The organism is Nocardia aurea, assembly GCF_003123685.1.
GTDB lineage: Bacteria > Actinomycetota > Actinomycetes > Mycobacteriales > Mycobacteriaceae > Nocardia > Nocardia aurea.
The window spans coordinates 44190-67521 of sequence record NZ_QCYJ01000144.1 but is presented as its reverse complement, the minus strand read 5'-3'; the positions used below and the strand labels follow the sequence as shown (position 1 = coordinate 67521).

Genomic DNA, 23332 nt, shown 5'->3' with positions numbered 1-23332 from the left:
TTCCGACGGGGCGGACATGGGGGACGAACGGGTTGTCCGCTGGGTTTCCGGTACGCGTTCGGTCACATTTAGGAGACGATTTGTTGATGTCGGAGACCGATGAACGGGCGACGCGGGCGATGAGTGGTACCGGCGATCATTGGCTGGTGCCGGGCAAGGAAATGGTTGTCGCGGTGTGCGGTGGGTTGACCCACGACGGTCATCCGATGCTGGATGCCGCGGGCCAACTCGCGCGTCTGCACGAGATCCGTGAGCGCACACCACTGTCCGAGGCGGCGGGGATCGATCGGCGGCGCCTACAACTGGTGCGCAGCATCGACCGATGGATGACGTTGACGACCCCGGTTCCCTATCACGAGGTCGGCACCTTCGACGCGACGGTCGGGCAGGTGGTCGACCGGCTCGCCGAGCGCGTCACTCAGGTCTGCGTGACGTTGGCCTACGCACCGGATTCGGTGGTCGACAACGCGTGGTCGCGGGTCTACGAATTGGCCGACGCCTACCAGGATCTGGTGGACGGCCTGTGCGCGGGTACCCACCGGGTCCCGGACGCCTGCTAGCGGCCGCGTCCGAAGATCCGCATGCCGCGTCCCTTCTTCCTGGGAAGGGTCGCGTAGACCATGGTCATATCGGCGAAGACCTCGGCCTCCTGTTCGCGTTCGGCGCCGAATTCGCCACGCCCGAGCGCGTGCTGGATCGACAGCGACGGGAGCAGGGCCGCGAGCGTCGTCGGCAACGGCGCGGTCGGCTCGTCCTCGGATCTCCCGTGGCCGAGCAGCATATGGCCGATCTCGTGCAGGATGATGTGGTCGGCGTTGCGTTCGGTGGCGTCGGCGTCGTAGACGATGATGTCGTCGTGATTGCGGGCGATCCACAGCCCTTTGCCGCGACAACCCCGCTCCGCGAGCATTTCCGAGGGAACCTGGCGCAGCGAGATCGAGCGTCCGCGATGGGCCGCGACCGCGGCGAGATAGGCGTTCATATTCCAGGGAAAGGGGAGGGGCACCGCTCTGGTCGCGTCACCGATGCGTGCTTCCATGCTGGTCATCCGGGCCCACCTTACCCATCGGGTTGCGCGGCGTCATCTCCGCATTTCGGACATGGCCGCCGCGCGCTTCCGGGTCGTTCGGTCACTCCTTCCGATCCGGCTCCGGTATCGGGACCGCCTCGGCGGCAGGTCTTTCGCCGTGCGAGACCCGGATCACCAGGTAGTTCACCACCCACAGGGCAGCGCCGATGGCGAGCAGTATCCCCGCGATGACGTACTGATCGGTATTGCGATCCGTCCACGGCGTCACGAGGAATCCGCAGGTGATCGCGCCGACCACGGGCAGCGCCGTCGGCGTGCGGAAATGCTTGTGCTCGACGGTGTCCCGACGCAACACCAGCACCGCCACGTTCACGATGGTGAACACGGTGAGCAGCAGTAGTGCCGTGGTTCCACCGAGTTCGGGCACCTCGCCGACGAACAGGATCAGTCCCAGCGCCAGCACCGTGGTGAACGCGATGGCCACGTGCGGGGTGCGGCGGGAGGCGTGCACCGCGCCGAGCGGACGCGGGATGACGCCCTGGCGTGCCATGCCGTAGAGCAGGCGGCTGGCCATCAGCATATTGATCAGGGCCGAATTGGCGACGGCGAACATGGTGATGAACGCGAAGATATGCGTCGGGAAACCCGGTGCTCCCGCTTCGACGACCTTCAGCAGGGGCGTATCGCCCTGTCCGAGTTCTTCGGCGGGGACCAGGGCGATCGCGGTGATCGACACCACGACGTAGATGAGGCCGGTGAGCAGCAGTCCCGCCAGCAGGACCTTGGGGAAGATCCGGCTCGGTTCCTTGCACTCCTCGGCCATGTTCACCGAATCCTCGAAGCCGACCATCGCGTAGAAGGCCAGTGTGGTGGCGACGATGACGCCGCCGAGCGCGCTGCGGTCGCCGGTGTCGAATTCGACGATCCGCCCGAAATCGCCGTTGCCGAACCCCAGCGCCCACAATCCGATGACGATGACGATCAGCAACCCGCTCAACTCGACGCAGGTGAGCACCACATTGAGTTTCACGCCCTCGGCGACGCCGCGCAGATTGATCGCCGCCACGACGAGGATGAAGGCGAGCGCGACGAGGGTGACGCCGATCCCCGTGCTCAGGTCGAACTCGAAGGCCTCGGCGAAATTCGCGGCGAAAGCCCGCGACGCGGTGGCGGCCGAGGTGATACCCGAACTCATCACGGTGAAGGCGACCATGAAGGTGAGGAAGTGGACGCCGAACGCCTTGTGGGTATAGAGCGCCGCGCCCGCGGCGTGCGGATATTTCGTCACCAGCTCCAGGTAGCTGAACCCGGTGACCAGCGCGACCAGGAACGCGACGAGGAACGGCACCCACACCGCCCCGCCCACCTGGTTGGCCACTTTGCCGGTGAGTGCGTAGATGCCGGTGCCGAGGATATCGCCGACGATGAACAGCAACAGCAGCCCCGGGCCCATCACCCGTTTCAGTTCGGGTTCGGGCGTGGTTCCCGAACCGGCGGTCACGTCGGCCATACGGTGTCTCCTACAGGTCGTGAACAGATTGTGGGAATACCCATTTCTCTCGCAAACCAGTCGCGGTCGGTGACCGCACGCGCAACGAAACCGTCTCGGCGTGAACCGCTCCCGTCTCTGTCGCGTTCCTCCGAAGATCAGCGCATTCTCCGGCATCTCGCCTCCGGGCGATCCACCGGATGCCGGGACGTGTCTCGCACAGGATGGGAAGGTGCAGATGACCAGTGATCAGCGCGCCGGGCCGCGGCTTCCGGCGGTGGCGCAATGGTGGGTGCTGGCCGGCCGGTTGATCAGGCAGTCCCTCCGCAACGGTGAGGTGCTGACGGCCGTCGCGGCGCCGACGGTGTTCACCATCGGGTTCTACGTCCCGCTGAACACGGTGATGAACCTGTACGGGCACGGACTGAGCAGTTACGCGCAGTTCCTGATGCCGATGATCGTCATGCAATCGGTGGCGTTCTGCGCCTCGGCCGCGGCGTTCCGTGCCGCGACGGACGCGCGGGACGGGCTCAACGCGCGTTTCGGATCGCTGCCGATGCCCTTGGCGCTCCCGTTGACGGCCCGGCTGACCGCGGCCACCTATCGCGCGGGACTGGCGCTGGCGGCCGCGGTGGTGTGCGGGTTCGTCATCGGGGTGCGTTTCTACGGGACCGCGGCGGATACGCTGGGATTCCTGGCGTTCGCGCTGTTCATCGCGCTGACGTTCTCCCTCGGCGCGGATGTGGTCGGCACATTGTCGAAGAGTCCGGAGGCGACCACCCAGTTGCTCATCATGCCCCAGCTCATCCTCGGCATGGTCTCGACCGGATTCGCCCCGGCCGAACAGTTCCCCTCCTGGTTGCAGGGGTTCGCGCGCAACCAGCCGATCTCCCAGTTCGTCTACGCCCTGCGGGCGCTGGCGGGCGATCCGTCCGGCAACGCGGGCGTCGTCGGCTGGGAGGTGCTCGGACCAGGGCTGGCCTGGGCGTGCGGCCTGTTGGTCGCGTTCGCCGGATGGGCCGCCGTCATCGTGATGCGGAGGTCGGGATGACAGTGACATCGCAGATGCCGAGGGCCTCCGGGCCGACGGAGACCTTGCGCCTGGTCGTGCCGCAGACGCTGATCCAGACTCAGCGGCTGTTGCTGCGCTGGTGGCGCGATCCGCTCACCGTCGTGCAGTCGCTGATCTTTCCCGCGCTGCTGCTGGTCATGCTGAATACCGTCCTCGGCAAGCAGATCTCGGCGGCGTCGGGGATGAACGCGCTCTACGGGTCGGTGCCGATGGTCGCCCTGGTCGGGGTGATGTCGGGATCTCTCGCCGGTGCGGTGACGCTCGGCCGCGAACGCGACGACGGGCTGCTCGCCCGATTCTGGGTGCTGCCGGTGCACCGCGCGTCGGGGCTCGCCGCGCGGATTCTGGCCGAAGGTGTCAGGATCCTGCTGTGCACCGCGGTCATGTTCGCGGTGGGCACCGCGCTGGGCTTCCGATTCGAGCAGGGGTTCCTCGCGGGCGTGGCGCTGTTCGGCGTGCCGTTGATGTTCGGGCTGGGATTCGCGACTCTGGTCACGGCCGTCGCCACCTATTCCGCCAAGGCCGCCCTGGTCGAGGCCATCTCGCTCGGATCGTCACTGCTGATGTTCTTCAGCACCGGATTCGTGCCGCTGGCCGCCTACCCGGGGTGGGCGCAGCCGATCGTCGCGAACCAGCCGATGAGCCATGCCATCGACGCGATGCGCGGATTGTCGGCGGGCGGCCCGGTGCGTGGGCCGCTGTTGGCCACCACGGCGTGGTCGCTCGGCACGATCGTGGTGTTCGCGATCCCGGCGGTGTTCGGCTACCGGCGCGCCAGCCGCGCCTGAGGCTCAGCCCCTGCGCTCCCTGTCCTGGGCGACCTGCTCGATATGGGCGATGGAATCGCGCGGGCTCAACGCCATGGCACGCAACTGGTCGAATATCACACCGAAGCGCCGGATCTCGAGGTGACCCTCGATCAGCGTGTCGCCCGTGATCCCTTCGACGTACACCAGTTCGGGGTCGTCGGGTTGGGGGAAATCGAGGAGAGTGAACGATCCGAGCATGCCGGGATGCGCACCCGCTGCGAACGGAAGTATCTGCAGGATGATGTTGTTCATCTTGCTGTGTTCGATGAGCTGCTTCAGCTGGCCCTGCATGACCTCGTGCCCGCCGACGACCCGGCGGATAGCGGCCTCGTCGAGGACCACCCACAGCTCCAAGGGCTCGGCCTTGGTGAGCACGCTGCCTCGGCTCATTCGCGCTGAGACCTTACTTTCGGTGACGGCCGCCTCGAGCTTCGGCATCGAGGTATCGATGACGGCGCTCGCGTATTGCGGTGTCTGTAGGAGACCGGGAATGTAGGAGGTCTCGTAGTGCCGCGCGGACAGTGCCGCGGATTCGAAATTGATGTACGCGGAGTAGACCTCGGACAAATTGTCTTCGTAAGGCCGTGACATCCCGGGTTTCTGCGCGTCCGAGAGCAGGTCCATGACGTATCGGCGCTTGTCCGTGTCGATGGCGTACAGGTCGAGAAGTGTCATCAGGGTGCGCCGTTGCGGGCGGGCCTGCGCCTGCTCGATCCGGTACAGGGTGGTGACATTGATACCGGTCCGGCCGCTGACCTCTTCCTTGCTGAGACCGACGCTCTCGCGCATCTCGGTCAGCAAAGCGGCCAAGCGGCGCAAACCGGCGGTGAGAACGGTGCGCTTGCCTGCCATGTCGCCAATCCTTTCACCTCGCGCGGTATTCGGGCCGGAAATCGGGTCGGCACATGGGCCCTCGGATGCCGGGGTCAGGTCTGCGGCATCGGCAGCGGGACGACGACGCCGAACGGCAGCGTGATGCTCGGCTGATGGGTGGCGGGCGGTGCGGGTTGTTCCTGCTCCTGCGGCTGCTGCTGCTCGAGACGGAACGGCGGCTGCTCGGGTGCGCGCACGGCGGGCGGATCGACGGGGTCGGGCCGGACCGGGGCACAGAGGATTCCGCATTCGACGGTGACGCCGGGCATGGTCACCAGCGGCGGCGTCGCGCGCACCGGCGCGCTGGTCTCGGTCATCGGTTCCAGCAGCAGCGGGCGATCGGCCCGTACGGCGCGGGTCGCGAGCACGTCCGGACCCGGCGCGGGTGACATCGTGCCCGGCGTGACGAGATCCGGGGCGATGGTGACCCGGCTCGGCGCGCCACCGGTCCGGTAGGCCGCAGACCAGCTCAGGACATCCGCGGCGTAGGCCCTCGAATTGTTGTAGCGCAGGACCGCTCGCAATTCCTGGGCCGGGTCGCGCAGGTCGAGATCGCCCGAGCAGAGGTACTGCCCGGCGCCGAGTGCGGCGTCGAAGACGTTGTGCGGGTCTCGGATTCGGTCACCGTTGCCGTCGGCGGCGTAGTGGTCCCAGGTCCCGGGCAGGAATTGCATCGGCCCGAGCGCGCGCACGTACCCGCCGCCGGGGGCGGCGATGACCTCGTTGGCGGGCAGCGTGCCGTCCAGCGCGGGGCCGAGGATCGGCTGCGTCGTGGTGCCCGCGGCATCGGTGCGCCCGCCGAAAGCGTGCCCGGATTCGATCCGTCCGATGCCCGCGAGAAGGTTCCAGCTCAGTCCGCAGCCGGGTTTCGACGATGCCATCGCGAGTTCGGCGTTGCGATAGGCCGCGAGCACGATCTCCGGAATGCCCAGCGCCCCGGTATTTTCGGGCAGGGCGATCTCGTGCAGCGAGACGGCGGCCGCCGTCGACGCGCGGTCGTCGGCGGGGGCTATCGCGTGCAGGGTGCGCGGCGAGTCCGGCATCACGGGCAGCAGTCCGACGGCGGTGTCCGCCGATGCCTCCGGCGCGGCGGCCGCGGCCGCGGCCGCGCCGGCGTTGTCGCGGGGCGCCGAAATCGCCGTCGCGGGTACGGAACCCGAGACGACGACGCCGACCGCGATCAGGGTCGACGCGGTGATCGGGGCGGATAAACGCATGCGGCCACACCTATCCCGACGTCGCGAGCCCGCGGCGTGACCGTGTCCGGTCGGTCGCCGTCCCGGACGACGCCGTCCAGAGAACAAGAACGCTCAGTAACATATCGCATGATCGGTCCATGTAGATAGCTTGTTCTTCGGTGATGCTCTGATCACATGAATGGTGAGGTGTCGCGTCGTGACGCGAGTTCGGATTACCGACCGGTCGGGTCTGATTAGCTGAATATCTGCTATTGGTATTCGGTAATCTGAAAAATTGCGCAACAATTCCTCGTGTTCGGTTTTAGCATGGCCGAAAGCATTCCGCTCACCAGCGATTTTCTCTGTCTCTAGCTCGGTTTATTCGGTCCGGTGCCGTTTTCATATCGCAATCAATCCATTCGAGCTCGCCACGCGAATAGAGATTGCTGAATGTTGACTGAATGAGAGAGGCTGGACGTCGACGTGGTGCTTGACCTGAAAGTGGTGGTAGTGGGCGCGGGGTTCGGTGGGATCGGTATGGGGGTGGCGCTGAAGCGTGCCGGGTACGAGGATTTCGTCATCCTCGAGAAGGGCGACCGGGTCGGCGGTGTGTGGCGGGAGAACACCTATCCCGGCTGCGACTGTGATGTGCCCTCACATCTCTACTCGTTCTCCTTCGCCCCGTATCGCAGTGCGAAGCAACGGTATCCGGGCCAGGAGCAGATTCTGTCCTACCTGCGTCAGGTCGCCGACGACCACGGCCTCACCCCGCATCTGCGGTTGAACTCGGCGCTGTCGGGCGCGACCTATCTCGACGATCTTGCGCGCTGGGAACTCACCACCACCGACGGTGAGACGATCCGCGCCGACGTCGTGATCTTCGCGCTCGGCCAGTTACACCGGCCCTACATCCCGAGTATCCAGGGGCGGGATCTGTTCGCGGGTCCGGCATTCCACACCGCGAGATGGGATCACCATCAGGATCTGCGTGGCCGCGATATCGCGGTGATCGGCACCGGCTCCAGCGCGGTGCAGTTGCTGCCCCAGATCGCGCGGATCGCCGGGCGCGTGCACATCTACCAGCGCACGCCGCAGTGGCTGCTGCCCAAACCCGCTCGCGAATTCGGTCCGGTGTCGCGATTGGCGCTGCACGTGCCGGGCGCGCATCAGGCCTACCGCAGGGCATTGCACCGGGGCGCGGACACCCTGCTCGCGCCGATCATGCATCGCGGCTGGTCGGCGCGGCCCGCGCAATGGTTCGCGCGCGCGTACCTGCATCGCCGGGTCACCGATCCCGGGCTGCGCGCGGCGGTGACGCCGGACTATCCGATCGGTGGCAAACGGATCATCTTCGACAATGCCTACTACTCGACGCTGGCCCGCCACAACGTCAAACTCGTGACCGACCCCATCCAGCGCATCGTCGCCGACGGCGTCGAGACCGTCGACGGCGCGCACCGGCGCGCGGATATCCTCATCTACGCCACCGGCTTTCGGGCCGCGGAGTTCATGGTGCCGATCTCGGTCCGCGGTCGCGGCGGACAGGTGCTCCAGGAGCAGTGGTCCGACGGCGCTGACGCCTTCATGGGATTGGCCGTGCCCGGATACCCGAACGCCTTCCTCATCGCGGGACCGAATTCCTTCACGCCCGCCGGGAGCAATCCCACCATGAAGGAATACCAGATCGGCTACATCATGGAATGCCTGCGCTGGCGCGAGGAGATCGACGCTCCCGCGATCGAGGTCGGTGCGACGGCGATGGCGCGGTACCGCAATTGGTTGCAGGGGGCGATCGCGAAGACGATCTGGACGGGATCGGTCAACAGCTGGTTCAAACACGCCAACGGTCGCGTGGTCAATCCGTGGCCGGGGACGACACGCAGTTTCGCGCGCATGCTCGCGCATCATCCGGCGGACGCGTTCACCGTGGTCCCGGCCGGTACGGGCATCGCGTCGAAGGCGAGCGCGGACGCCGAGCAGAGCGACCACGGCGAGGGCGCCTCTCGTTGAACGCGCCTACCGCTCGTTGGATTCGCCGGGGCCGTCGGCCCACTCGTGCGCGGTGAGCAGGAGGTGGTCGAGTTCGGAGCGCATGCGCGTCTCGGCCGCCGCGATCGTGGGCAGTCCGGCGATCAGACGTTCGGCCACGGTGCGCAATTTGGTGTTGGTGTCCTGGGAACGCCATCGCAGCACGCGGAACGCCTGATCGGGTCCGATGCCGTACACCACCATCAGCACGCCCTTGGCCTGTTCGATCACCGCGCGCGAGGCCACGAGATCGGGCAGGACCTCACCGAGCGCCTCGTCGCGATGATCGGCGAGGGTTCCGGTGATGTCGATGTAGTAGCCGATCGTGCCGACGACCTCGCCGCCGTCGTCGAGCATGCGGTCCGACACCACGATCACGTCACGGACCGTGCCGGAGGTATCGACGATCCGGTGGTTGCTGGAGAACGGAGATCCGTCCTCGACCGAGGTGACCAGAGCGGCCTCGACCCGATCGCGGTCTTCGGGATGTTTGTGCGACAGCAGTAGTTCGGTGGTCGGCACCACCTCGCCGGGTTCGTAACCGTGCATACGCGCGACCTCGGGTGACCACTCCCAGCTCTGATCGGCGAACAGGAACCGGAAACCGCCGACACCCTGCGGCTGTCCCGCGCCGACGACCTGCTCGAGCCGGTCGATGTCGACCCGGGGTCCGTCACCGTCACCGCCATCGGTCATCAGCCATTGGTACCACGTCGGCGTGGACGGCCGAGCGGTTTCGCCCTCGGGTGCGCGGCCCGCGCGCCCGAGGGCGAAACAACCCGCGGTCAGGCCTTGCGCTGCGCCGAGGAGCGGGCCGGATTGGCCTGTTCGGCGGCTTTGGGGTCGAGTTCGTCCTGTTTATCCCTGACCCCGGCCTCGATGCGGTCGCCGAGATCCTTGTCGACATTGCGCCAGTACTCGAACGCGCGGCCCAGCACCGGTTCGCTCACGCCGTTGAGCAGATGGCCGACGATATTGTCCACGAGCCGCTGCCTGGCCGGGTCGTCGAGGACATCGCGCACCATGGTGCCCGCTTGGCCCCAGTCGTCGTCCTCGGCGCGGACCGTATATGCCTGCCTGACCATCTCCCCGTCGGTATGCCACCCGACGGGCGGTCCCGACACCTGGGGATCGGCGTGCGGACCGCCCTTGGAATTGGGGACGTAGACCGGATCGCCGGGGTTGTGATGGCGCATCGCCCCGTCCTTGGAATACGAACGGACCGTCGTTGCGTGCGGCGAGTTGACCGGAAGTTCCTTGTAGTTCACACCGATCCGATAGCGGTGCGCGTCCGGATACGAGAACCAGCGCCCGAGCAACATCTTGTCCGGACTCGGGCCGGTGCCCGGGACGGAATTACTCGGTTCGAACGCGGCCTGCTCGATCTCGGTGTGATAGTCCGCCGGATTCCGATTCAACGTCATCCGGCCGACCTCGATCAGCGGATAGTCGCTGTGCGGCCAGACCTTGGTCAGGTCGAAGGGATTGAACCGGTAGGTCTTCGCGTCGTCGAACGGCATGATCTGCATCTGTAGCGTCCAACTCGGATGGTCGCCGCGATCGATGGCCTCCCACAGATCCCTGGTGTGGTAGTCGGTATCGATCGAGGCCATCTGGTCGGCCTCGTCCTGGGTGAAGAACTCGATGCCCTGATCGGTCTTGAAGTGATATTTGACCCAGAAACGCTCGTTCGCGGCGTTGTACCAGAGGTAGGTGTGGCTGGAATAGCCGTTCATGTGCCGCCAGGTGCGCGGGATGCCGCGATCACCCATCAACCAGGTGACCTGGTGCGCGGATTCCGGTGACAGCGTCCAGAAATCCCACTGCATATCGTGGTCGCGCAGGTTGTTGTCGGCCCGGCGTTTCTGCGAACGGATGAAATCCTGGAATTTCATGGGGTCGCGCACGAAGAAGATCGGCGTGTTGTTGCCGACCATGTCGAAATTGCCCTCTTCGGTATAGAACTTCAGCGCGAAGCCGCGCGGATCACGCCAGGTATCGGGGCTGCCGCGCTCGCCCGCCACCGTGGAGAAGCGCGCGAGTACCTCGGTCTTCTTACCGGGCTGGAACAGATCGGCCCTGGTGTAGGCACTGACATCCGCGGTCACCTCGAAGGTGCCGAAGGCGCCGCCGCCCTTGGCGTGCGGCTGCCGCTCGGGCACCCGCTCCCGGTTGAACGCGGCCATCTTCTCGATGAGATAGGCGTCGTTCAGCAGGATCGGGCCGTCAGGCCCCACCGTGAGTGAGTGTTCGTCGCTCGGTACCGGAATACCCGCGTCATCGGTGGTGAAATTCGACATCTTGCTCCCTTCTACCTCAGGTACCGGGAGATCGAGCCGTAGCTCGCGTCCGGCCGTGACAGTTGCCGCCTACCCCCGGCTCCAGCGGTGAAACCGGCCGCCTCGCTCAGTCGCATCCCTCGAGGGTCGCGCGGGCGAGTTCGGCGATGACATCGGTGACCTCCCCACGGGCTCGCATCGCCCGCAGTTGCCTGCGGGCGCCGTTGCCCCTGCTGTGGAGCGCGGCGATCGCCTCGGCGACGAAGTCGTGGTCGCCGGTTTCGCGCAACGCGGGTTCGATCCGTTCGACGAGATCGGCCAGCAGTTCGCGATGCGGCCTGACATGACCGGTCACCGGGTCGAGCCCGTCACCGCCGAGTCCGGAGTGGGCGGCTTTCCAGTAGGCGGCGCGCAGGACTTCGGCGGGGACCGCGGGCGCGCGGACCCCGCCGACGATGGAACGCAGCCCCATCGTCACCGTCGCCCGGATCAATGCCGCGAGCAGGGCAGATTCCTCGGCGGTCGCCGGAACGTCGCTGACACGCACCTCGACGGTGGGAAACGTCTCCGAGGGACGGATATCCCAATAGACCATCTTGTTGTCGAGAATGCTGCCGCTGGCCCGCATCATCGCCACCATCGACTCGTATTCGGTGGCGGAGCCGAAATACGGTGGCGGCCCCGCGCTCGGCCAGCGCCGCCACAGAATGCTGCGCCAGCTGGCGTAGCCGGTATCGCGGCCCCGGTAGATGGCCGAATTGGCCGTCGTCGCGAGCAGGACGGGCAACCAGGGGCGGACGTAGTTGCCGACGAGCACCGCCGTCTCGCGATTCGGCACACCGACGTGGACGTGGCATCCGCACAGGCCCTGCTCGTGGGCCAGCATGCCGTAGGCCTGCTCGATCCGCCGATACCGCGGGGTGTCGGTCACCGGGAAGTGCTCGGGGACGGTCGGGGGGATGGCCACCGCGATCAGCCTGGCGTCGTTGTCCTCGGCGCAGGCCGCGACCGTGCGGCGCTGCGCGCGCAATTCATCGAGCAGCGCCGGGATCCGCGAGTGCACGCTCGTGCTGGTCTCCACCTGACAGCGGGTCAGTTCCAGTTGCAGCGCGATCCCCGCCTGCTTCGCCGCGTCGGCCACCGCCAGATTCTTGGCGGCGGGTGCGCCGGTGACCGGGTCCGCCAGCAGGAACTCCTCCTCGACGCCGACGGTCGGTGCGGCTGCGTCCATGCCTGTAGGCTACGCCGCCTACATGTCGTCGCGGCTATAACAGCTGGTCGAAGGCGCGCCATCGAGGATCGTCGCGCCCACCTCGCCGCCGGGGCCGCGCCTGTAAGGATTCCGTAGGAAAACTCCTAGCTCCAATGGATTTGATTCACAGGTACGAACACGACAGTGGGGTTCGCCTCGACCGGGGATTCGATCCCGGAAGGTCGCACGGATGCCGATACGAGATCCGGATCCGATGGAGAAAAGGAGAAGACAGTGCCGACGATGTTTCCGACTTCCGTCACGGTGGCGAGCCAGGACACCACGCAGGATTACACCCGTTTCGGGTGGACGGTCGCGGCGACGGCCAACGGCGCCTGCCTGATCACCGACGACCGGGTCGCCGGTATCGAACTGACGGGGGAGTTGGCCGCGAATGTGCGCCGCTTCCTGCGCGCGAACAATCTGTCCGGTCCGGTGATCGAGATCCCGGGCGCGCAGCGTCGTGAAATCCATCTCGTCACCGGCCTGAATCGGGTCGAAGGAGCGATCGAGGCGCTGCGGGGTGCGGGAGCCGTCGTCCACAGCGACGGTGCGGGCGTCCCGCTGCCGCCGAGCACCTTGTCGACCGGCGCCCTCACCTGGGGCATCGCCCCCGCCGAGGCCCGCTGGATGCCGCCGCTGGTCGCCCTCGCGGCCGCCGTGCGCGCGGCCTCGCGCCGGGCGCGGATCGTCGGCATCGCCTGCTGAGAAGTGTCGCCCGGGCGACACTCGTGACTCGCGACACCCCGGTTTCGGCTCTATGAGGCCGGGTAGTTCGGTCCGTGAGGACGGCGAAAGCGTCGCGACACGAGAAAGGCGTGAACGATGACCAAACCGATCACGAGCACACTCGACCAGGAACAGCAGCGGATCGCCGGCGAGGCATTGCAGGCCACGGTGGTGGATCTGATCGACCTGACCCTGATCGCCAAGCAGGCACACTGGACCGTCATCGGCCGCAACTTCCGTTCGGTCCACTTGGCCTTGGACGAATTGGTGGTCGTCGCACGGGATTTCACCGACAGCAGCGCGGAACGCGCCACCGCGATCGGTATCAGCCCCGACGGCCGCGCCCAGACGGTGTCGACGGACTCCGGCGCGCTCGGCATCGGCGCGGGCTGGCAGCAGGACACCGACGTGATCGACTCCGTTGTCGCCAATCTCGGCGCGGTCATCGCGCGATTGCGCGACCGCATCGAGGCGACCGAGAAGGCCGATCCGGTCACCCAGGACCTCTTCATCGAGATCGCGGCGCGGCTGGAACAGCTGCACTGGATGTGGCAGGCACAGCTCGCCACCGTCTGATTGCCACCGTCTGATCGCTACCGTGCGATCGACCCGGTGCACACCGAGGTAAGGTTTATCCGCCGTCGACCACCGGTCGACGGCGGATCGCTGTACGAGAGGCCGTCCGTCCCACCGATCGCGGTGGGACGGACGGCCGAATTCGTTCGTGCGCGACCGCGACCGGTGCCCGTCAGTCCAGGGGAATGACGAGGTGGACGGTCTGGAACGTGGCTTCGGGACTTCTCGCGTCGTGGATGACGGTGCCGAAGTTTTTCCAGAAATCCAGCGCGCCGGGTGAGCGGGCATCGGTGTGCAGGTAGAGCCGGTCCAGCGCGGGGTTCTGTCGGACGAATTCGATGGCGTGGCGCACGAGTTCGGTGGCGAGGCCCTGTCGCTGGTGTTCGACCGCGACGTAGACGCGGAAGAGTTGCGCGGTGACGCCGTCCGGGAACTGTTCTGCCAGCCACGCCGGGTGCGGCGGATTCCTCGGTCCCCGTGCCTGGATCGCGGTGGTCGCGACGACCTCGTCGTCGCGTACGGCGACCCAGAGGCGCTGGTTCGGATGTTCCAGGTACGCGGTGCGCGCATCGATCACGTCGTCGTGATGTTCGGGCATGTAGCCGCAACCGAGGACCTTGTAGAAGGTGTCGAGCATGACCCGGCGCGCGCCGGGTAGGTCGCGGGCCTCGGCGACGCGGATCGCGTAGCCGGTGCGGGTCGAGATGGCCGCGGTCACCGCAGGGCTCCGAGTTTGCCCGCCAACGTCTCCAGACCTTCCACGGCGACCGGCCCCGGGCCGGTGTAGCCGAACGGGACGGCGATGACGCGATCGGCGCGGATCGCGTCGATCGCGGCGAGTTCGGGTCGGGCGCGCAGGGCGGCGCGGGCCGACTCGGGGGTCTGATCGCCCTGGGTCAGCAGGATCACGATCTCGGGGTCGCGCTGGATGAGGGTTTCGGTGTTCGCGCCGAAACTGCGTTTGGCGACATCGCCGAAGATATTGGTCAGGCCGAGGATGTCCATCTGAGTGTCGACGGTGCTGGTACCGCCGTAGGCGTTGAGCGTCGATCCGTCGCGGGAGAGGATCAGTGCGGCCGCCGGGCGTTTGCGCTGTTCCGGGGGGTATTTCGCGGTGACGGAAGCGACCCGCGCGCGCAATGCGGCCACTTCGTCCGCTGCCGCTCGCTCGGTGCCGAAGAGTGTGCCGTAGAGCTCGATGTCGGCGAAGACGTCCTCGAAGGTGCCCGCCGCGTCCTGGCAGTATCCCCGGGTCACGATCAGCGGAATCCGCGCGGCCGCGAGGTCGTCGGGGGTGACGGCCGCGCCCTCGAAACTCACCACCACGTCGGGGGTGCGGTTGATGATCTCCTCGCGGGCGAGTTCAGCGGTGGGAGCGACGTATTCGGCGTGTGCGAGCCGGTCGGCGTACGCGCCGGGGAAGGGCGCGGTCTCGAAGGTGCGGGAGACGACCCGGTCCGCGGCGCCCGCGGCGGCGATCATCGGCGCGGCGATGGAGCCCACGGTGACGACACGCTGTGGTGCTCTGTCGAAGGTGACGTCGCGACCGCAACTGGAGATCGTCAGCGGGAAGCCGCCGCCCGGAGTGGCTTCGGAGGTCGGTGGGGTCGATCCGCCGCAGGCGGTGAGGCCGACGAGCGTGGCGAGCGCGAGTGGTAGGACGGCGAGTCGGCGGGCGCGGCGCACCGGGGATATTTTCACGGCTTGTGGGATTCCTTCTCTGACAGTGAATTACGAGGTGACAGTGCGGAGTCGGCGGATCAGGAGCAGCAGCATGGGAGCGCCGACTACGGCGGTGACGATGCCGAGCGGCAGTTCGCGTGGCGCGAACGCGGTGCGCGCCACGACATCCGCGGCGACCAGGAATATCGCGCCGATCAGCGCGGATACCGGGATCAACTTGCGGTGCGCGCTTCCCACACAGAGCCGGGCGACGTGCGGGATGATCAGCCCGACGAATCCGATCGCGCCCGATACCGCGACCACGGCGCCGACGCCGAGCGCGACCAGGCCGAGCGCATAGGTGCGCAATCGGATCGGCGCGAAGCCGAGGGTGCGCGCGGTGTCGTCGCCGATGGCGAGCGCGTCGAACCTGGTGCCGAGCAGAAACAGCGTGCTGAGAGCCACGGCGACGGCGACGGCGGTGATACCCAACGACGCCCACGCGGCCGACCCGAGCGAGCCGAGCAGCCAGAAGAGTACGGCGCGCGCGCCTTCGGGCGAATCGGAGGCGAAGATCAGGAAACTCGTCGCGGCCGAGAAGATGTAGCCGATGGTGACCCCGCCGAGCAGCAGACGCAGCGAGGTCATCTGCCCGTTGATCCGGGCGATCATGAACAGCAGGGCGGTGGCGATCAGCGCCCCGAGGAAAGCGCTGGAGGCGAGCATGCCGGTGGCCACCGTCGTGGTCGAACCGAACAGCAGGCAGACGGCCGCTCCGGTGGACGCGCCGGATGTGACGCCGAGGATATGTGGGTCGGCGAGCGCGTTGCGGACGATGGTCTGGAGGACGACGCCGCTGACCGCCAGCGCCGCGCCGACGCAGGCACCGAGCAGTACCCGTGGCGTGCGCACCAGCCAGACGATGGAATCCTGGGCGGCGGTCCATTCGACGTCACCGGATCGGCCGAGCACGTGGTGGCCGACGATCCTGGCCACCGTCGACGGCGGTACCGAAACCGGCCCGATTCCGATCGCGACGATGATCGTCGCGCACAGCAGTCCGGCGAGCCCGCCGATCCACGCCGCCGTGATCCACCGTTTTCCCGCGTGGTCCAGATCGTCGACATCGGTGCTCGAGATGGTCGCGGTCACGGTGCGAAAACCTTTCCGGTATCGGTGGATACGGAGTCTTCGACACCCAGCCGCCCCGGCCCGAAGAGGAGCTGGATCGAGCCGAACGCGGTGGAACGCGCCACGGTGACCTGGTAGACGGGTTCGAGCAGCTCCGGGGTGAGGACCTCCGCCACCGGGCCCGCCGCGGCGATTCGCCCGCGATCCAGCAGGACCAAGCGGTCGCAGTACCGCGCGGCGAGGTTGAGGTCGTGCAGGACGACAACGGTGGTGACGTCGAGATCGTGTACGAGACCGAGGAGTTCGTGCTGGTAACGGACGTCGAGATGATTGGTCGGCTCGTCGAGCAGGATGTGGTCGGCCCGCTGGGCGAGGGCGCGGGCGATCAGCACCCGCTGACGTTCACCGCCCGAGAGCGAGGAGAACGGACGTTCGGCCAGCTCGCGTACCCCCACCCGTCGCATCGCGGCGGCGGCGGTGACCCGGTCGTCGTGTGAATACCCCTGCAGCGCACCGGCCCACGGTGATCTGCCGAGCAACACCATCTCGGCGACCGTGATCGGGGTATCCGCCGAGGACTCCTGCGTCACCACGGCGAGGCGGCCCGCGAGGTCGCGACCCCGCAGGGTGGCCACCGGTGCGCCGTCGACGGCGACGACACCCGTGCGCGGACGCAGGGCCCGGTAGATCAGGCGCAACAGCGTCGATTTGCCCGAGCCGTTGGGACCGATGAGACCGAGGGTGGTTCCCGGTTCGGCCACCAATCCGATTCCCGACAGCACGATATCGCCGTCGTAGTCGAAATGGACGTCGTCGAGGCTGATCACGCGACAACCCCGGCGGGGGAGACGGTCGCGGGCCCGGCATGTCGCCGGGCCACGACATGCAGGCGGTCGTCGTCGAGCCGGTCGCCGAGCACACCGTCACCCGGCCACGCCGGGTCGGTGAGCGGTCCCGGTCGGTCGAAGAGCGCGACGACCTCGAATCCGCTCAGGCCGAGCAGGTATCGCAGTTCCCGGGGGAACAGCAGACGCCAGGCGGTGTCCTGGGCGACCGGCTGGTCGCAGCCGTCCCAGGTCCAGACTCGCCGCCTGCGCAGCAGTTGCTCGGGTAGATCGACCGACAGCGAGGTACGCGAGGTGTACCCGACGCCCTCCCATTCGACCGTGCGGATCGATTCGTCGCCGAGCAGCTCCTGTCGTCCCCGGTCGGTGAGCAGGAACGCGCCGTTGCGCATCTCGAGGATCAGCAACCCGCCGGGGCGCAGGCACGCGGCGAACCGGGTCAGCGCCGCGACGATATCGGCGGTGTCGTGCAGGTGCAGCAGGGTGCTGCCGAGACACGTCACCACGTCGACGGGCGCGGCGGCTTCGACGTCACGCGCGTCGCCGACCGTCACGTCCAACTCCGGGTATTTCGCGCGGGCGTAGGCCACCATCCGGGCCGAGATGTCGACGGCGCTCACCCGGTAGCCGAGGTCGGCCAACCGGGCGGCATCGCGTCCGGTCCCCGCTCCGATATCGAGCAGCCGCCTCGAACGCGTCGCGGTGTCGGCGAACCGCGTCACCAGGTCGTGCACGAAACGCGCGTTGCGTTCGCCGTTGTCGGGGAAGGTCCGCTCGTAGAGCGCGGGATTGTCGGTCAGCAGATTTTCGCTGGTGAGCACCGGGCTAGCGTCGGTCGGTGTCATGGTCGGAATCACCTTTCACGAGAACGGTGTGCGGGTCCGGCCGAGCGTCCGGCGGGCTGTCGGGCTCGGGTAGCGTGCCGCGCCGGTGCAGGACTGTCACGGCGGCGGCCGAGAGGAAACCCGTCGCGGCGCACAGCAGCGCGGGCCACCAGGCCAGCGGTCCGCCGAACCGGTCGACCGCCGCGCCGACCGTGGAGGTGAGCGTCACCGTGAACACGCCCGCGACGAGATAGAAAGCGCCGTAGTAGGTTCCGGTCAGGGTCCGGCCGCTGAATCGCGGTATCAGCTCGTTGACGAAGGGCTGCACCGTCATGACGCCGACGGCGAGGATCGCCGCGGCCACCGCGACCGGCGCTACCGCCGCGACCGTGGGAAGCGTGCCGCCGGAACGGGATTCGAGTAAGCGCGCCGCGATCGGCGGGACCAGGAAGGCCGCGCCCATCGTCGTCATGCCCAGTGCCATCGCGGGTCCGCGCGCCCGGGTACCGAGCGCGCGGGTGATACGCACCTGGAGCAGCAGGATGGTGATCGTCTCGGTGAGGAACAGCGCCGCCACCGCGATGGCCGCGCCGTCGTCGCCCGCGGCCCGCTGTGCCTGCAAGGTCAGGATGAAATAGATCTGACTCTGCAAGGCGAACATGCCCATCAACGCGATGGCGAAGGACCGGAACGCGCGGTGGGTGAGGACGGTGCGGATATCGCCCCGCACGGTCGTCGCGCCGCGCGCGACCGGGCGATCGGGGAGCAGGAGCAGTTGTGCGACGGTGAGGCACAGGAAGATCGCCGCGGCCACCACGGCGCTGAGCCGGAAACCCACCGAGACGAGAACGGTGCCGACGATCGGTCCGAGTGCCGAACCGATATTGCCGAAGATATTGAACAGCGCGAAGGCGTCCGCCGCGCGGTCGTCGCTGTCGAGGGCGATATAGGAGCGGACCGCCGGATTGAACAGCGCCCCGGCGAATCCGGTGAGCACGGACGCGATCAGCACCACCGCGACGGACCCGCCCACCGCGAACAATCCGAATCCGGCCGCGCGAATGGCCGCCCCGATGATGATCACCCGGCGCGCGCCGAGTCGATCGGCCGCCGACCCGCCGACCAGGAACAACCCCTGCTGGCTCAGATTGCGCACCCCGAGCACCACGCCGACGGTCGCCGCCGACAACGCCAGATCGTGCAGCAGGTAGTCGGCGAGAAACGGGATGAGCAGGTAGAACCCGGTATTGCCCGCCAACTGGTTGACCAGGAGCAAGCGCACCGACAGCGGGAACGTCCGGAACAACGCGAGGGTGTTCACGCGGCCTCCCGTCGGCGGATTCCGAGTCCGGGCCCGGCGGGACGGCGCAGGCGACCGTCGAAATCGCCGAGCCCGCACCACGGGTCGGCGGCGATGAGCAGATGTCCGTCCAGGTCGACCCACCGCGCGGCGCCGCTCAGATGCGCAGCGGGGGCGATGCCGAGCGATGTCGACACCTGGCAACCGAGCATCACGTCGACACCCGAGCGCCGTGCCCAGTCGATCATCAGCGCGGCCGCGTCCAGGCCGCCGCATTCGGCCAGTTTGATATTGATGCCGGCCACGGTCGGGGGCAGGGCCGCCAACTGTTCGACCGAACCCGCGTCCTCGTCGGCGATCACCGGCATGGGTACCGCTCGGGCGACGGCATCGAGTTGTTCCGGCCGTCCCGCGGGTACGGGTTGCTCCACCGCGGCGATCTCGAGGTCGGCGAGTTCGGTGAGGATCCGCACGGCGGTCCCGGTGTCCCATGCCCCGTTCGGGTCGAGTATCAGCGTCGCGGTCGGAGCGGCCGCCCGCACCGCACGGACCCTGGCGATATCGGCGGCGGGATCGCGTTCGCCGAGCTTGAGTTTGAGCACCGAGAAACCGGCGGTGATCAGCCGTGCCGCCGAGCGCGCCGTGGCCAGGGGCGGTCCGATGCCCAGGGTGTAGGCGGTCGGGACCGAATCCCACGGCGGCATACCCAGGTAGGAGCACAGCGGCTGTCCGTCCCGGATGGCGAGATGGTCGTGTACCGCGATATCGACGGCGGCCGCGACGGGCAGCGCGTCGGCCAGACGTCGGCGCAGGACGGGCAGTGCCGCGCGCAGAGCGTCCGGGTCACTCGCACGCGCGACCCACTCGGCGGTGCCCGCGAGCGCCCGCCCGATCGTCGCGCCGGTGATTCCCAGACGCGGACTGGTGACGACTTCGCCCCGACCGGAGACGCCGTCGTGCGACAGGGTGACGCAGACGGCGTCGCGTTCGGCCATGGTGGCGCGTGAGATGCGCAGCGGTTCGGTGAGTTCGATCCGCGTGGTTGTCCATTCCAGTCTCATGCCCGCACCCGCGCGGTCGCCGGGTCGCGGACGACGCGGCAGCGCGCCCACCCCCGTGCCTCGGATTCGTCGGGGTCGCCGAATTCGACCGGCTCGGTGCGCGGTGCGCCGAGCAAGCCGCGCTCGGAACACCAGCCGTCGTCGTAGATGGTGTGCAGATACCGGTGCGGCCCGTCCGGAAAGACGGTCAGCACCCGCGATCCCGCTTCGCGGCGTGCCACCCAGTCGGCGACGAGCGCCGCGGCCCCGGTGCTCCATCCGCCCCCGAGGCAGGTACGCGCGGCGAGTTCGCGGCAGGCGGCGACCGATTCGACCGGGCCGACCCAGTGCACCTCGTCGAAATCGGCGTAGGCGACATTGCGCGGCAGGATACTGCTGCCGAGGCCGCGCATCACCCGGCTGCGCGCGGGCTGGCCGAAGATCCGCGAGCCGACCGCGTCGACGCCGACGACCCGCAGGTTCGGCCAATAGCGCCGCAGCGCCCGGGTCAGGCCCGCGGAGTGTCCGCCGGATCCGACGGTGACCACGAGCACGTCCATCGGCTCGGCCTGGTCCAGAATCTCGCGCGCCATGTCGAGATAGCCGAGCGCGTTGTCGGGATTGTTGTACTGATCGGGCCAGTACGCGCCGGGTGTCGACGTGAGCAGGGCGGCGATCCGATCGAGTCGGGCGCGCTGCCAGCCGCCTTCGGGATGTGGATGTTCGACGACCGCGAGGGCGACGCCGTAGACGCCGAACAGCGTACGCATATCCGATTCGAGTTCCGCGTCGACGACGAGGGTGACCGGATGGCCGAGCGCTCGCCCCACCAGCGCCAGTCCCACGCCGAGTGTGCCACTCGTCGATTCGATGATCGGCGCGCCGGGCTTCAGTTCCCCGCGATCGGCGGCGGCGAGCAGCATGGACGCGGCCGCCCTTGCCTTCATACCGCCCACGCCCGCCGCTTCGATTTTCGCCCAGTAGTTTCCGGACTCCGTGGGGATCGAGGTGACCGGCGTCCCGCCGATCAACCGCAGCAGCCCGGATCGACCGCCGTGTGGCTCTACTGTGCGCACGTGGACTCCGAACGGTGGTAGTGGAAGTGAGTGCTCGGGCCGCCGTCGAGGGAGAAGAACGGATACGGTTCGGCCGAAATCGCCGTGACGGCGTCGTCTCCGAGGAACCAGGGCAGCACGGCGCTACCGCTCTGCGCGAACATCACCAGAGGCAGGCCGTGCCGCCCCGCGTGCTCGAGCAGATGATCGAAACTGCCGTTGACCAGGGTCATGCCGGTGACCAGCATGGCGTCGTACGGTTCGGTGATCTCCGCTGTCGACCTCAGCACCGGTTCGTCCCATTCGGTCACCCCGCCCGCGCGGTCGCAGGGGATGTAGTCCATGCCGCGCTCGCGCAATTCGGCGAGCAGGGAATTGACGACCCCGACCACCAGCACCGTCCGTATGCCGCGCGTCGGCAGCAGGTCGATGACGGTGGCGGCCCGGCACCGGGATTTCGCCAGTGACGACGCGCCGTCGACCACGACCGTCCGACCCGGTCGACCCGCCGCCGAGGGGTGTGGGTGCAGGTGCATGAGGTAGGCGTCCAGTGCCGCGATACGGACGGCGGGTACGGCGTGGTCGAGCAATTCGGCGATCGTCGCGCCGACACAGTCGGAGACGACCGCCGAACGCTCGCCGGGTAGATCGGATTCCGATCCACAGGAGCCGACCACGGAACCGATACGCACACTGAAGATCTCGTTGTGATAGCGCTGTGCCCGCCCCGCGTGCCCGGTGCCGTACGTGGTGAGGAAGGCGCTCGCGACCGTGACGGTCTCCGGTGCGGGACCGAGCGCGCCCGACCGGACCAGGGCGACGAGTTCGGCGACCGAGCGCGGTCGGTGACCGAGTGCGAGGGGTTCGGCGGCCGTCATGCTCGGCTGCCGGAATCGCGATAGGTGACCTGTAGTTCGCTGATCGAGCGCTGGGCGAGTTCGCTCGCGGCACCGAACTTCTCGTCGACCACCATGACGTGTCCGAGGTACTCGTTGTTGTTGTCGGCGGTGCGCACGGTCTTGCCTGCCGCGGCGAGGTGATGATCGACGATCCGGTCGTCGAGCGACCACTGCCGCGCGCCGTCCACGGACTCCAGTTGTCCGGCGCGCTCCGGAATCAGGAAAGCGATGGCCGCGCTGCCGATACCGGTATCGACCGGTTCGAGGACGGGTTCGATTCCGGCGGCCAGATCCGCGTGGACCGAGGGGAGGTCGATGCCGGTGACCCGGCGCACCAATTCGGTGATCCGGTTACCCGCCGGTCGCGGGTTGACCTCGATCAGTCGCGGACCGCGCGCGGTCAGTTTGACCTCGGTGTGCGCGACCGTGTCGTCGAGTCCGAGCGCCGTCACGGCGGCGGCCGCGGCCGCGCCGATCGCCTCGGACTGCTCGGGTTCGGTGGCGGCGGGGAACATGTGCCCGGCCTCGATGAAGCAGTCCGAACCCACCACACGCTTGTCGGTGATGCCGACGATCGTGGTCCGGCCGCCGTGGGTGACGGTCTCGACACTGTATTCGGGACCGTCGAGACATTCCTCGACGAGTATGTCCGGCGCGCGCAGTTGACCACGCGCGTTGACGGGGAACCCGGCGATGGCGGCGACCGCGTCGTGTAGTCGGTCGACGTTGTCGACGCGGCGCACGAACATCCCGCCGCAGAGGTCGACCGGTTTGACGACGACCGGATAGCCGATTCGCTGCGCCGCCGCGGCGATCTCGTCCCATGCGGCCACCACCGCGAATGCCGGACCGGGAACCCCGGCGGCCGAGCAGATCCGGCGGGTCGTCGCCTTGTCGCACGCCGCGCGCATCGCGTCGCGGCTCGGTCCGGGAAGCCCGAGGTCGGCGGCGATGGCGGCGACGGTGGGCAGGTAGTAGTCACACGAGGACAGCACCCCGTCGAATTCGAAGACCTGGTGCAGACGACGCACGGTGGCGACGACGGCCTGCTCGTCATTGGTCTCGGCCGTAAGGATATTCGTCGCGCCGAGCAGGGGATGGCGCGCATCGGTCGCCGTCCGCAGGTAGTGCCCGAGATCGCGGGTCAGGAAACTGAATCGGTGTCCTCGGTCGCGGATGCCGTGCGGGAGCAGTGTGCTCATGGATCCGACCCAGCTCTCCACCATCAGTAGGTGTCCCATGTGTTCTCCTCGTCAGGTGC

At 67.8% G+C, this 23332-nt stretch carries 23 protein-coding genes; 6 read left to right on the top strand and 17 right to left on the bottom strand.

Annotation, left to right across the window (positions count from 1 at the left end; translation table 11 throughout):
• The first annotated feature begins 86 nt into the window (after positions 1-86).
• Complete coding sequence (locus DAT37_RS37070; protein ID WP_232840233.1) at positions 87-560, top strand: hypothetical protein; 474 nt, start codon at positions 87-89, stop codon at positions 558-560.
• Here DAT37_RS37070 and DAT37_RS37065 read toward each other — a convergent pair.
• Both DAT37_RS37065 and DAT37_RS37060 read right to left on the bottom strand, forming a co-directional pair.
• Positions 557-1048, bottom strand: a complete 492-nt coding sequence (locus DAT37_RS37065) for an ImmA/IrrE family metallo-endopeptidase (RefSeq protein ID WP_109529610.1) — start codon at positions 1046-1048, stop codon at positions 557-559. The genes DAT37_RS37070 and DAT37_RS37065 overlap by 4 nt on opposite strands.
• 82 nt (positions 1049-1130) lie before the next feature.
• A complete protein-coding gene (locus DAT37_RS37060) occupies positions 1131-2540 on the bottom strand; it encodes an APC family permease (protein WP_109529609.1) in 1410 nt (469 codons plus the stop codon).
• A 217-nt stretch (positions 2541-2757) separates the two neighbouring features.
• Between DAT37_RS37060 and DAT37_RS37055 the strand changes: the two genes are divergently transcribed.
• Together DAT37_RS37055 and DAT37_RS37050 are read left to right on the top strand one after the other, a co-directional pair.
• A complete protein-coding gene (locus DAT37_RS37055; RefSeq protein WP_109529694.1) occupies positions 2758-3570 on the top strand; it encodes an ABC transporter permease in 813 nt (270 codons plus the stop codon).
• On the top strand, positions 3567-4379 hold the full coding sequence (locus DAT37_RS37050; protein WP_109529608.1) for an ABC transporter permease: 813 nt from the start codon (positions 3567-3569) through the stop codon (positions 4377-4379). Before DAT37_RS37055 ends, DAT37_RS37050 begins: the two co-directional genes overlap by 4 nt.
• A 3-nt stretch (positions 4380-4382) precedes the next feature.
• Here the strand turns inward: DAT37_RS37050 and DAT37_RS37045 are convergent, their stop codons facing one another.
• Positions 4383-5252 carry a helix-turn-helix domain-containing protein gene (locus tag DAT37_RS37045; protein WP_109529607.1) on the bottom strand — a complete coding sequence of 290 codons (870 nt, stop codon included), beginning with the start codon at positions 5250-5252 and terminating at the stop codon, positions 4383-4385.
• Between the two features lie 74 nt (positions 5253-5326).
• On the bottom strand, positions 5327-6490 hold the full coding sequence (locus DAT37_RS37040) for a lytic transglycosylase domain-containing protein (protein WP_109529606.1): 1164 nt from the start codon (positions 6488-6490) through the stop codon (positions 5327-5329).
• 444 nt (positions 6491-6934) lie between these two features.
• On the opposite strand from DAT37_RS37040, the gene DAT37_RS37035 reads away from it, so the two are divergent.
• Complete coding sequence (locus DAT37_RS37035) at positions 6935-8461, top strand: flavin-containing monooxygenase (RefSeq protein ID WP_232840232.1); 1527 nt, start codon at positions 6935-6937, stop codon at positions 8459-8461.
• Positions 8462-8467: 6 nt separating this feature from the next.
• Here DAT37_RS37035 and DAT37_RS37030 read toward each other — a convergent pair whose 3' ends face one another.
• From DAT37_RS37030 to DAT37_RS37020, 3 genes are all read right to left on the bottom strand, one after another.
• Positions 8468-9175: a PAS and ANTAR domain-containing protein gene (locus DAT37_RS37030; protein WP_109529605.1), complete on the bottom strand. Its 708-nt coding sequence runs from the start codon at positions 9173-9175 to the stop codon at positions 8468-8470.
• A gap of 89 nt (positions 9176-9264) precedes the next feature.
• On the bottom strand, positions 9265-10779 hold the full coding sequence (locus DAT37_RS37025) for a catalase (protein WP_109529604.1): 1515 nt from the start codon (positions 10777-10779) through the stop codon (positions 9265-9267).
• 106 nt (positions 10780-10885) lie between these two features.
• Complete coding sequence (locus DAT37_RS37020; RefSeq protein WP_109529603.1) at positions 10886-11989, bottom strand: glutamate--cysteine ligase 2; 1104 nt, start codon at positions 11987-11989, stop codon at positions 10886-10888.
• A 264-nt stretch (positions 11990-12253) separates the two neighbouring features.
• Between DAT37_RS37020 and DAT37_RS37015 the strand changes: the two genes are divergently transcribed.
• Together DAT37_RS37015 and DAT37_RS37010 are read left to right on the top strand one after the other, a co-directional pair.
• Positions 12254-12718, top strand: a complete 465-nt coding sequence (locus DAT37_RS37015) for a hypothetical protein (protein WP_232840231.1) — start codon at positions 12254-12256, stop codon at positions 12716-12718.
• Between the two features lie 117 nt (positions 12719-12835).
• Positions 12836-13315 carry a Dps family protein gene (locus DAT37_RS37010; RefSeq protein WP_109529602.1) on the top strand — a complete coding sequence of 160 codons (480 nt, stop codon included), beginning with the start codon at positions 12836-12838 and terminating at the stop codon, positions 13313-13315.
• 172 nt (positions 13316-13487) lie between these two features.
• Here the strand turns inward: DAT37_RS37010 and DAT37_RS37005 are convergent, their stop codons facing one another.
• From DAT37_RS37005 to DAT37_RS36960, 10 genes are read right to left on the bottom strand one after another with little or no spacing between them, the layout of a single operon-like run.
• Entirely contained in the window at positions 13488-14033 is a 546-nt protein-coding gene (locus tag DAT37_RS37005; RefSeq protein ID WP_232840230.1) for a GNAT family N-acetyltransferase, read from the bottom strand.
• Positions 14030-15016, bottom strand: coding sequence for an ABC transporter substrate-binding protein (locus tag DAT37_RS37000; protein ID WP_109529601.1), 987 nt, complete (start codon positions 15014-15016; stop codon positions 14030-14032). Before DAT37_RS37000 ends, DAT37_RS37005 begins: the two co-directional genes overlap by 4 nt.
• Before the next feature lie 30 nt (positions 15017-15046).
• Positions 15047-16129: a FecCD family ABC transporter permease gene (locus tag DAT37_RS36995; RefSeq protein WP_109529600.1), complete on the bottom strand. Its 1083-nt coding sequence runs from the start codon at positions 16127-16129 to the stop codon at positions 15047-15049.
• Positions 16126-16935, bottom strand: a complete 810-nt coding sequence (locus DAT37_RS36990; protein WP_109529599.1) for an ABC transporter ATP-binding protein — start codon at positions 16933-16935, stop codon at positions 16126-16128. Before DAT37_RS36990 ends, DAT37_RS36995 begins: the two co-directional genes overlap by 4 nt.
• Entirely contained in the window at positions 16932-17798 is an 867-nt protein-coding gene (locus DAT37_RS36985) for a class I SAM-dependent methyltransferase (protein ID WP_109529598.1), read from the bottom strand. Before DAT37_RS36985 ends, DAT37_RS36990 begins: the two co-directional genes overlap by 4 nt.
• Positions 17779-19098, bottom strand: a complete 1320-nt coding sequence (locus DAT37_RS36980; RefSeq protein WP_109529597.1) for an MFS transporter — start codon at positions 19096-19098, stop codon at positions 17779-17781. The genes DAT37_RS36985 and DAT37_RS36980 overlap by 20 nt, the downstream gene beginning before the upstream one ends.
• The gene (locus tag DAT37_RS36975) at positions 19095-20138 is read right to left on the bottom strand and encodes a dipeptide epimerase (RefSeq protein ID WP_109529690.1); all 1044 of its coding nucleotides are present in this window, start codon (positions 20136-20138) and stop codon (positions 19095-19097) included. Before DAT37_RS36975 ends, DAT37_RS36980 begins: the two co-directional genes overlap by 4 nt.
• A complete protein-coding gene (locus tag DAT37_RS36970) occupies positions 20135-21193 on the bottom strand; it encodes a pyridoxal-phosphate dependent enzyme (protein WP_109529596.1) in 1059 nt (352 codons plus the stop codon). Before DAT37_RS36970 ends, DAT37_RS36975 begins: the two co-directional genes overlap by 4 nt.
• Complete coding sequence (locus tag DAT37_RS36965) at positions 21181-22050, bottom strand: Rossmann-like domain-containing protein (RefSeq protein WP_109529595.1); 870 nt, start codon at positions 22048-22050, stop codon at positions 21181-21183. Before DAT37_RS36965 ends, DAT37_RS36970 begins: the two co-directional genes overlap by 13 nt.
• Entirely contained in the window at positions 22047-23312 is a 1266-nt protein-coding gene (locus tag DAT37_RS36960) for an ATP-grasp domain-containing protein (protein ID WP_109529594.1), read from the bottom strand. Before DAT37_RS36960 ends, DAT37_RS36965 begins: the two co-directional genes overlap by 4 nt.
• Positions 23313-23332: the final 20 nt, after the last annotated feature.

Coding starts and splice junctions, on each gene's coding strand:
- DAT37_RS37070 (WP_232840233.1), top strand. CDS start 87: ATGTCGGAGACCGATGAACGGGCGACGCGGGCGATGAGTGGTACCGGC.
- DAT37_RS37065 (WP_109529610.1), bottom strand. CDS start 1,048: ATGACCAGCATGGAAGCACGCATCGGTGACGCGACCAGAGCGGTGCCC.
- DAT37_RS37060 (WP_109529609.1), bottom strand. CDS start 2,540: ATGGCCGACGTGACCGCCGGTTCGGGAACCACGCCCGAACCCGAACTG.
- DAT37_RS37055 (WP_109529694.1), top strand. CDS start 2,758: ATGACCAGTGATCAGCGCGCCGGGCCGCGGCTTCCGGCGGTGGCGCAA.
- DAT37_RS37050 (WP_109529608.1), top strand. CDS start 3,567: ATGACAGTGACATCGCAGATGCCGAGGGCCTCCGGGCCGACGGAGACC.
- DAT37_RS37045 (WP_109529607.1), bottom strand. CDS start 5,252: ATGGCAGGCAAGCGCACCGTTCTCACCGCCGGTTTGCGCCGCTTGGCC.
- DAT37_RS37040 (WP_109529606.1), bottom strand. CDS start 6,490: ATGCGTTTATCCGCCCCGATCACCGCGTCGACCCTGATCGCGGTCGGC.
- DAT37_RS37030 (WP_109529605.1), bottom strand. CDS start 9,175: ATGACCGATGGCGGTGACGGTGACGGACCCCGGGTCGACATCGACCGG.
- DAT37_RS37025 (WP_109529604.1), bottom strand. CDS start 10,779: ATGTCGAATTTCACCACCGATGACGCGGGTATTCCGGTACCGAGCGAC.
- DAT37_RS37020 (WP_109529603.1), bottom strand. CDS start 11,989: ATGGACGCAGCCGCACCGACCGTCGGCGTCGAGGAGGAGTTCCTGCTG.
- DAT37_RS37015 (WP_232840231.1), top strand. CDS start 12,254: ATGTTTCCGACTTCCGTCACGGTGGCGAGCCAGGACACCACGCAGGAT.
- DAT37_RS37010 (WP_109529602.1), top strand. CDS start 12,836: ATGACCAAACCGATCACGAGCACACTCGACCAGGAACAGCAGCGGATC.
- DAT37_RS36985 (WP_109529598.1), bottom strand. CDS start 17,798: ATGACACCGACCGACGCTAGCCCGGTGCTCACCAGCGAAAATCTGCTG.
- DAT37_RS36975 (WP_109529690.1), bottom strand. CDS start 20,138: ATGAGACTGGAATGGACAACCACGCGGATCGAACTCACCGAACCGCTG.
- DAT37_RS36965 (WP_109529595.1), bottom strand. CDS start 22,050: ATGACGGCCGCCGAACCCCTCGCACTCGGTCACCGACCGCGCTCGGTC.
- DAT37_RS36960 (WP_109529594.1), bottom strand. CDS start 23,312: ATGGGACACCTACTGATGGTGGAGAGCTGGGTCGGATCCATGAGCACA.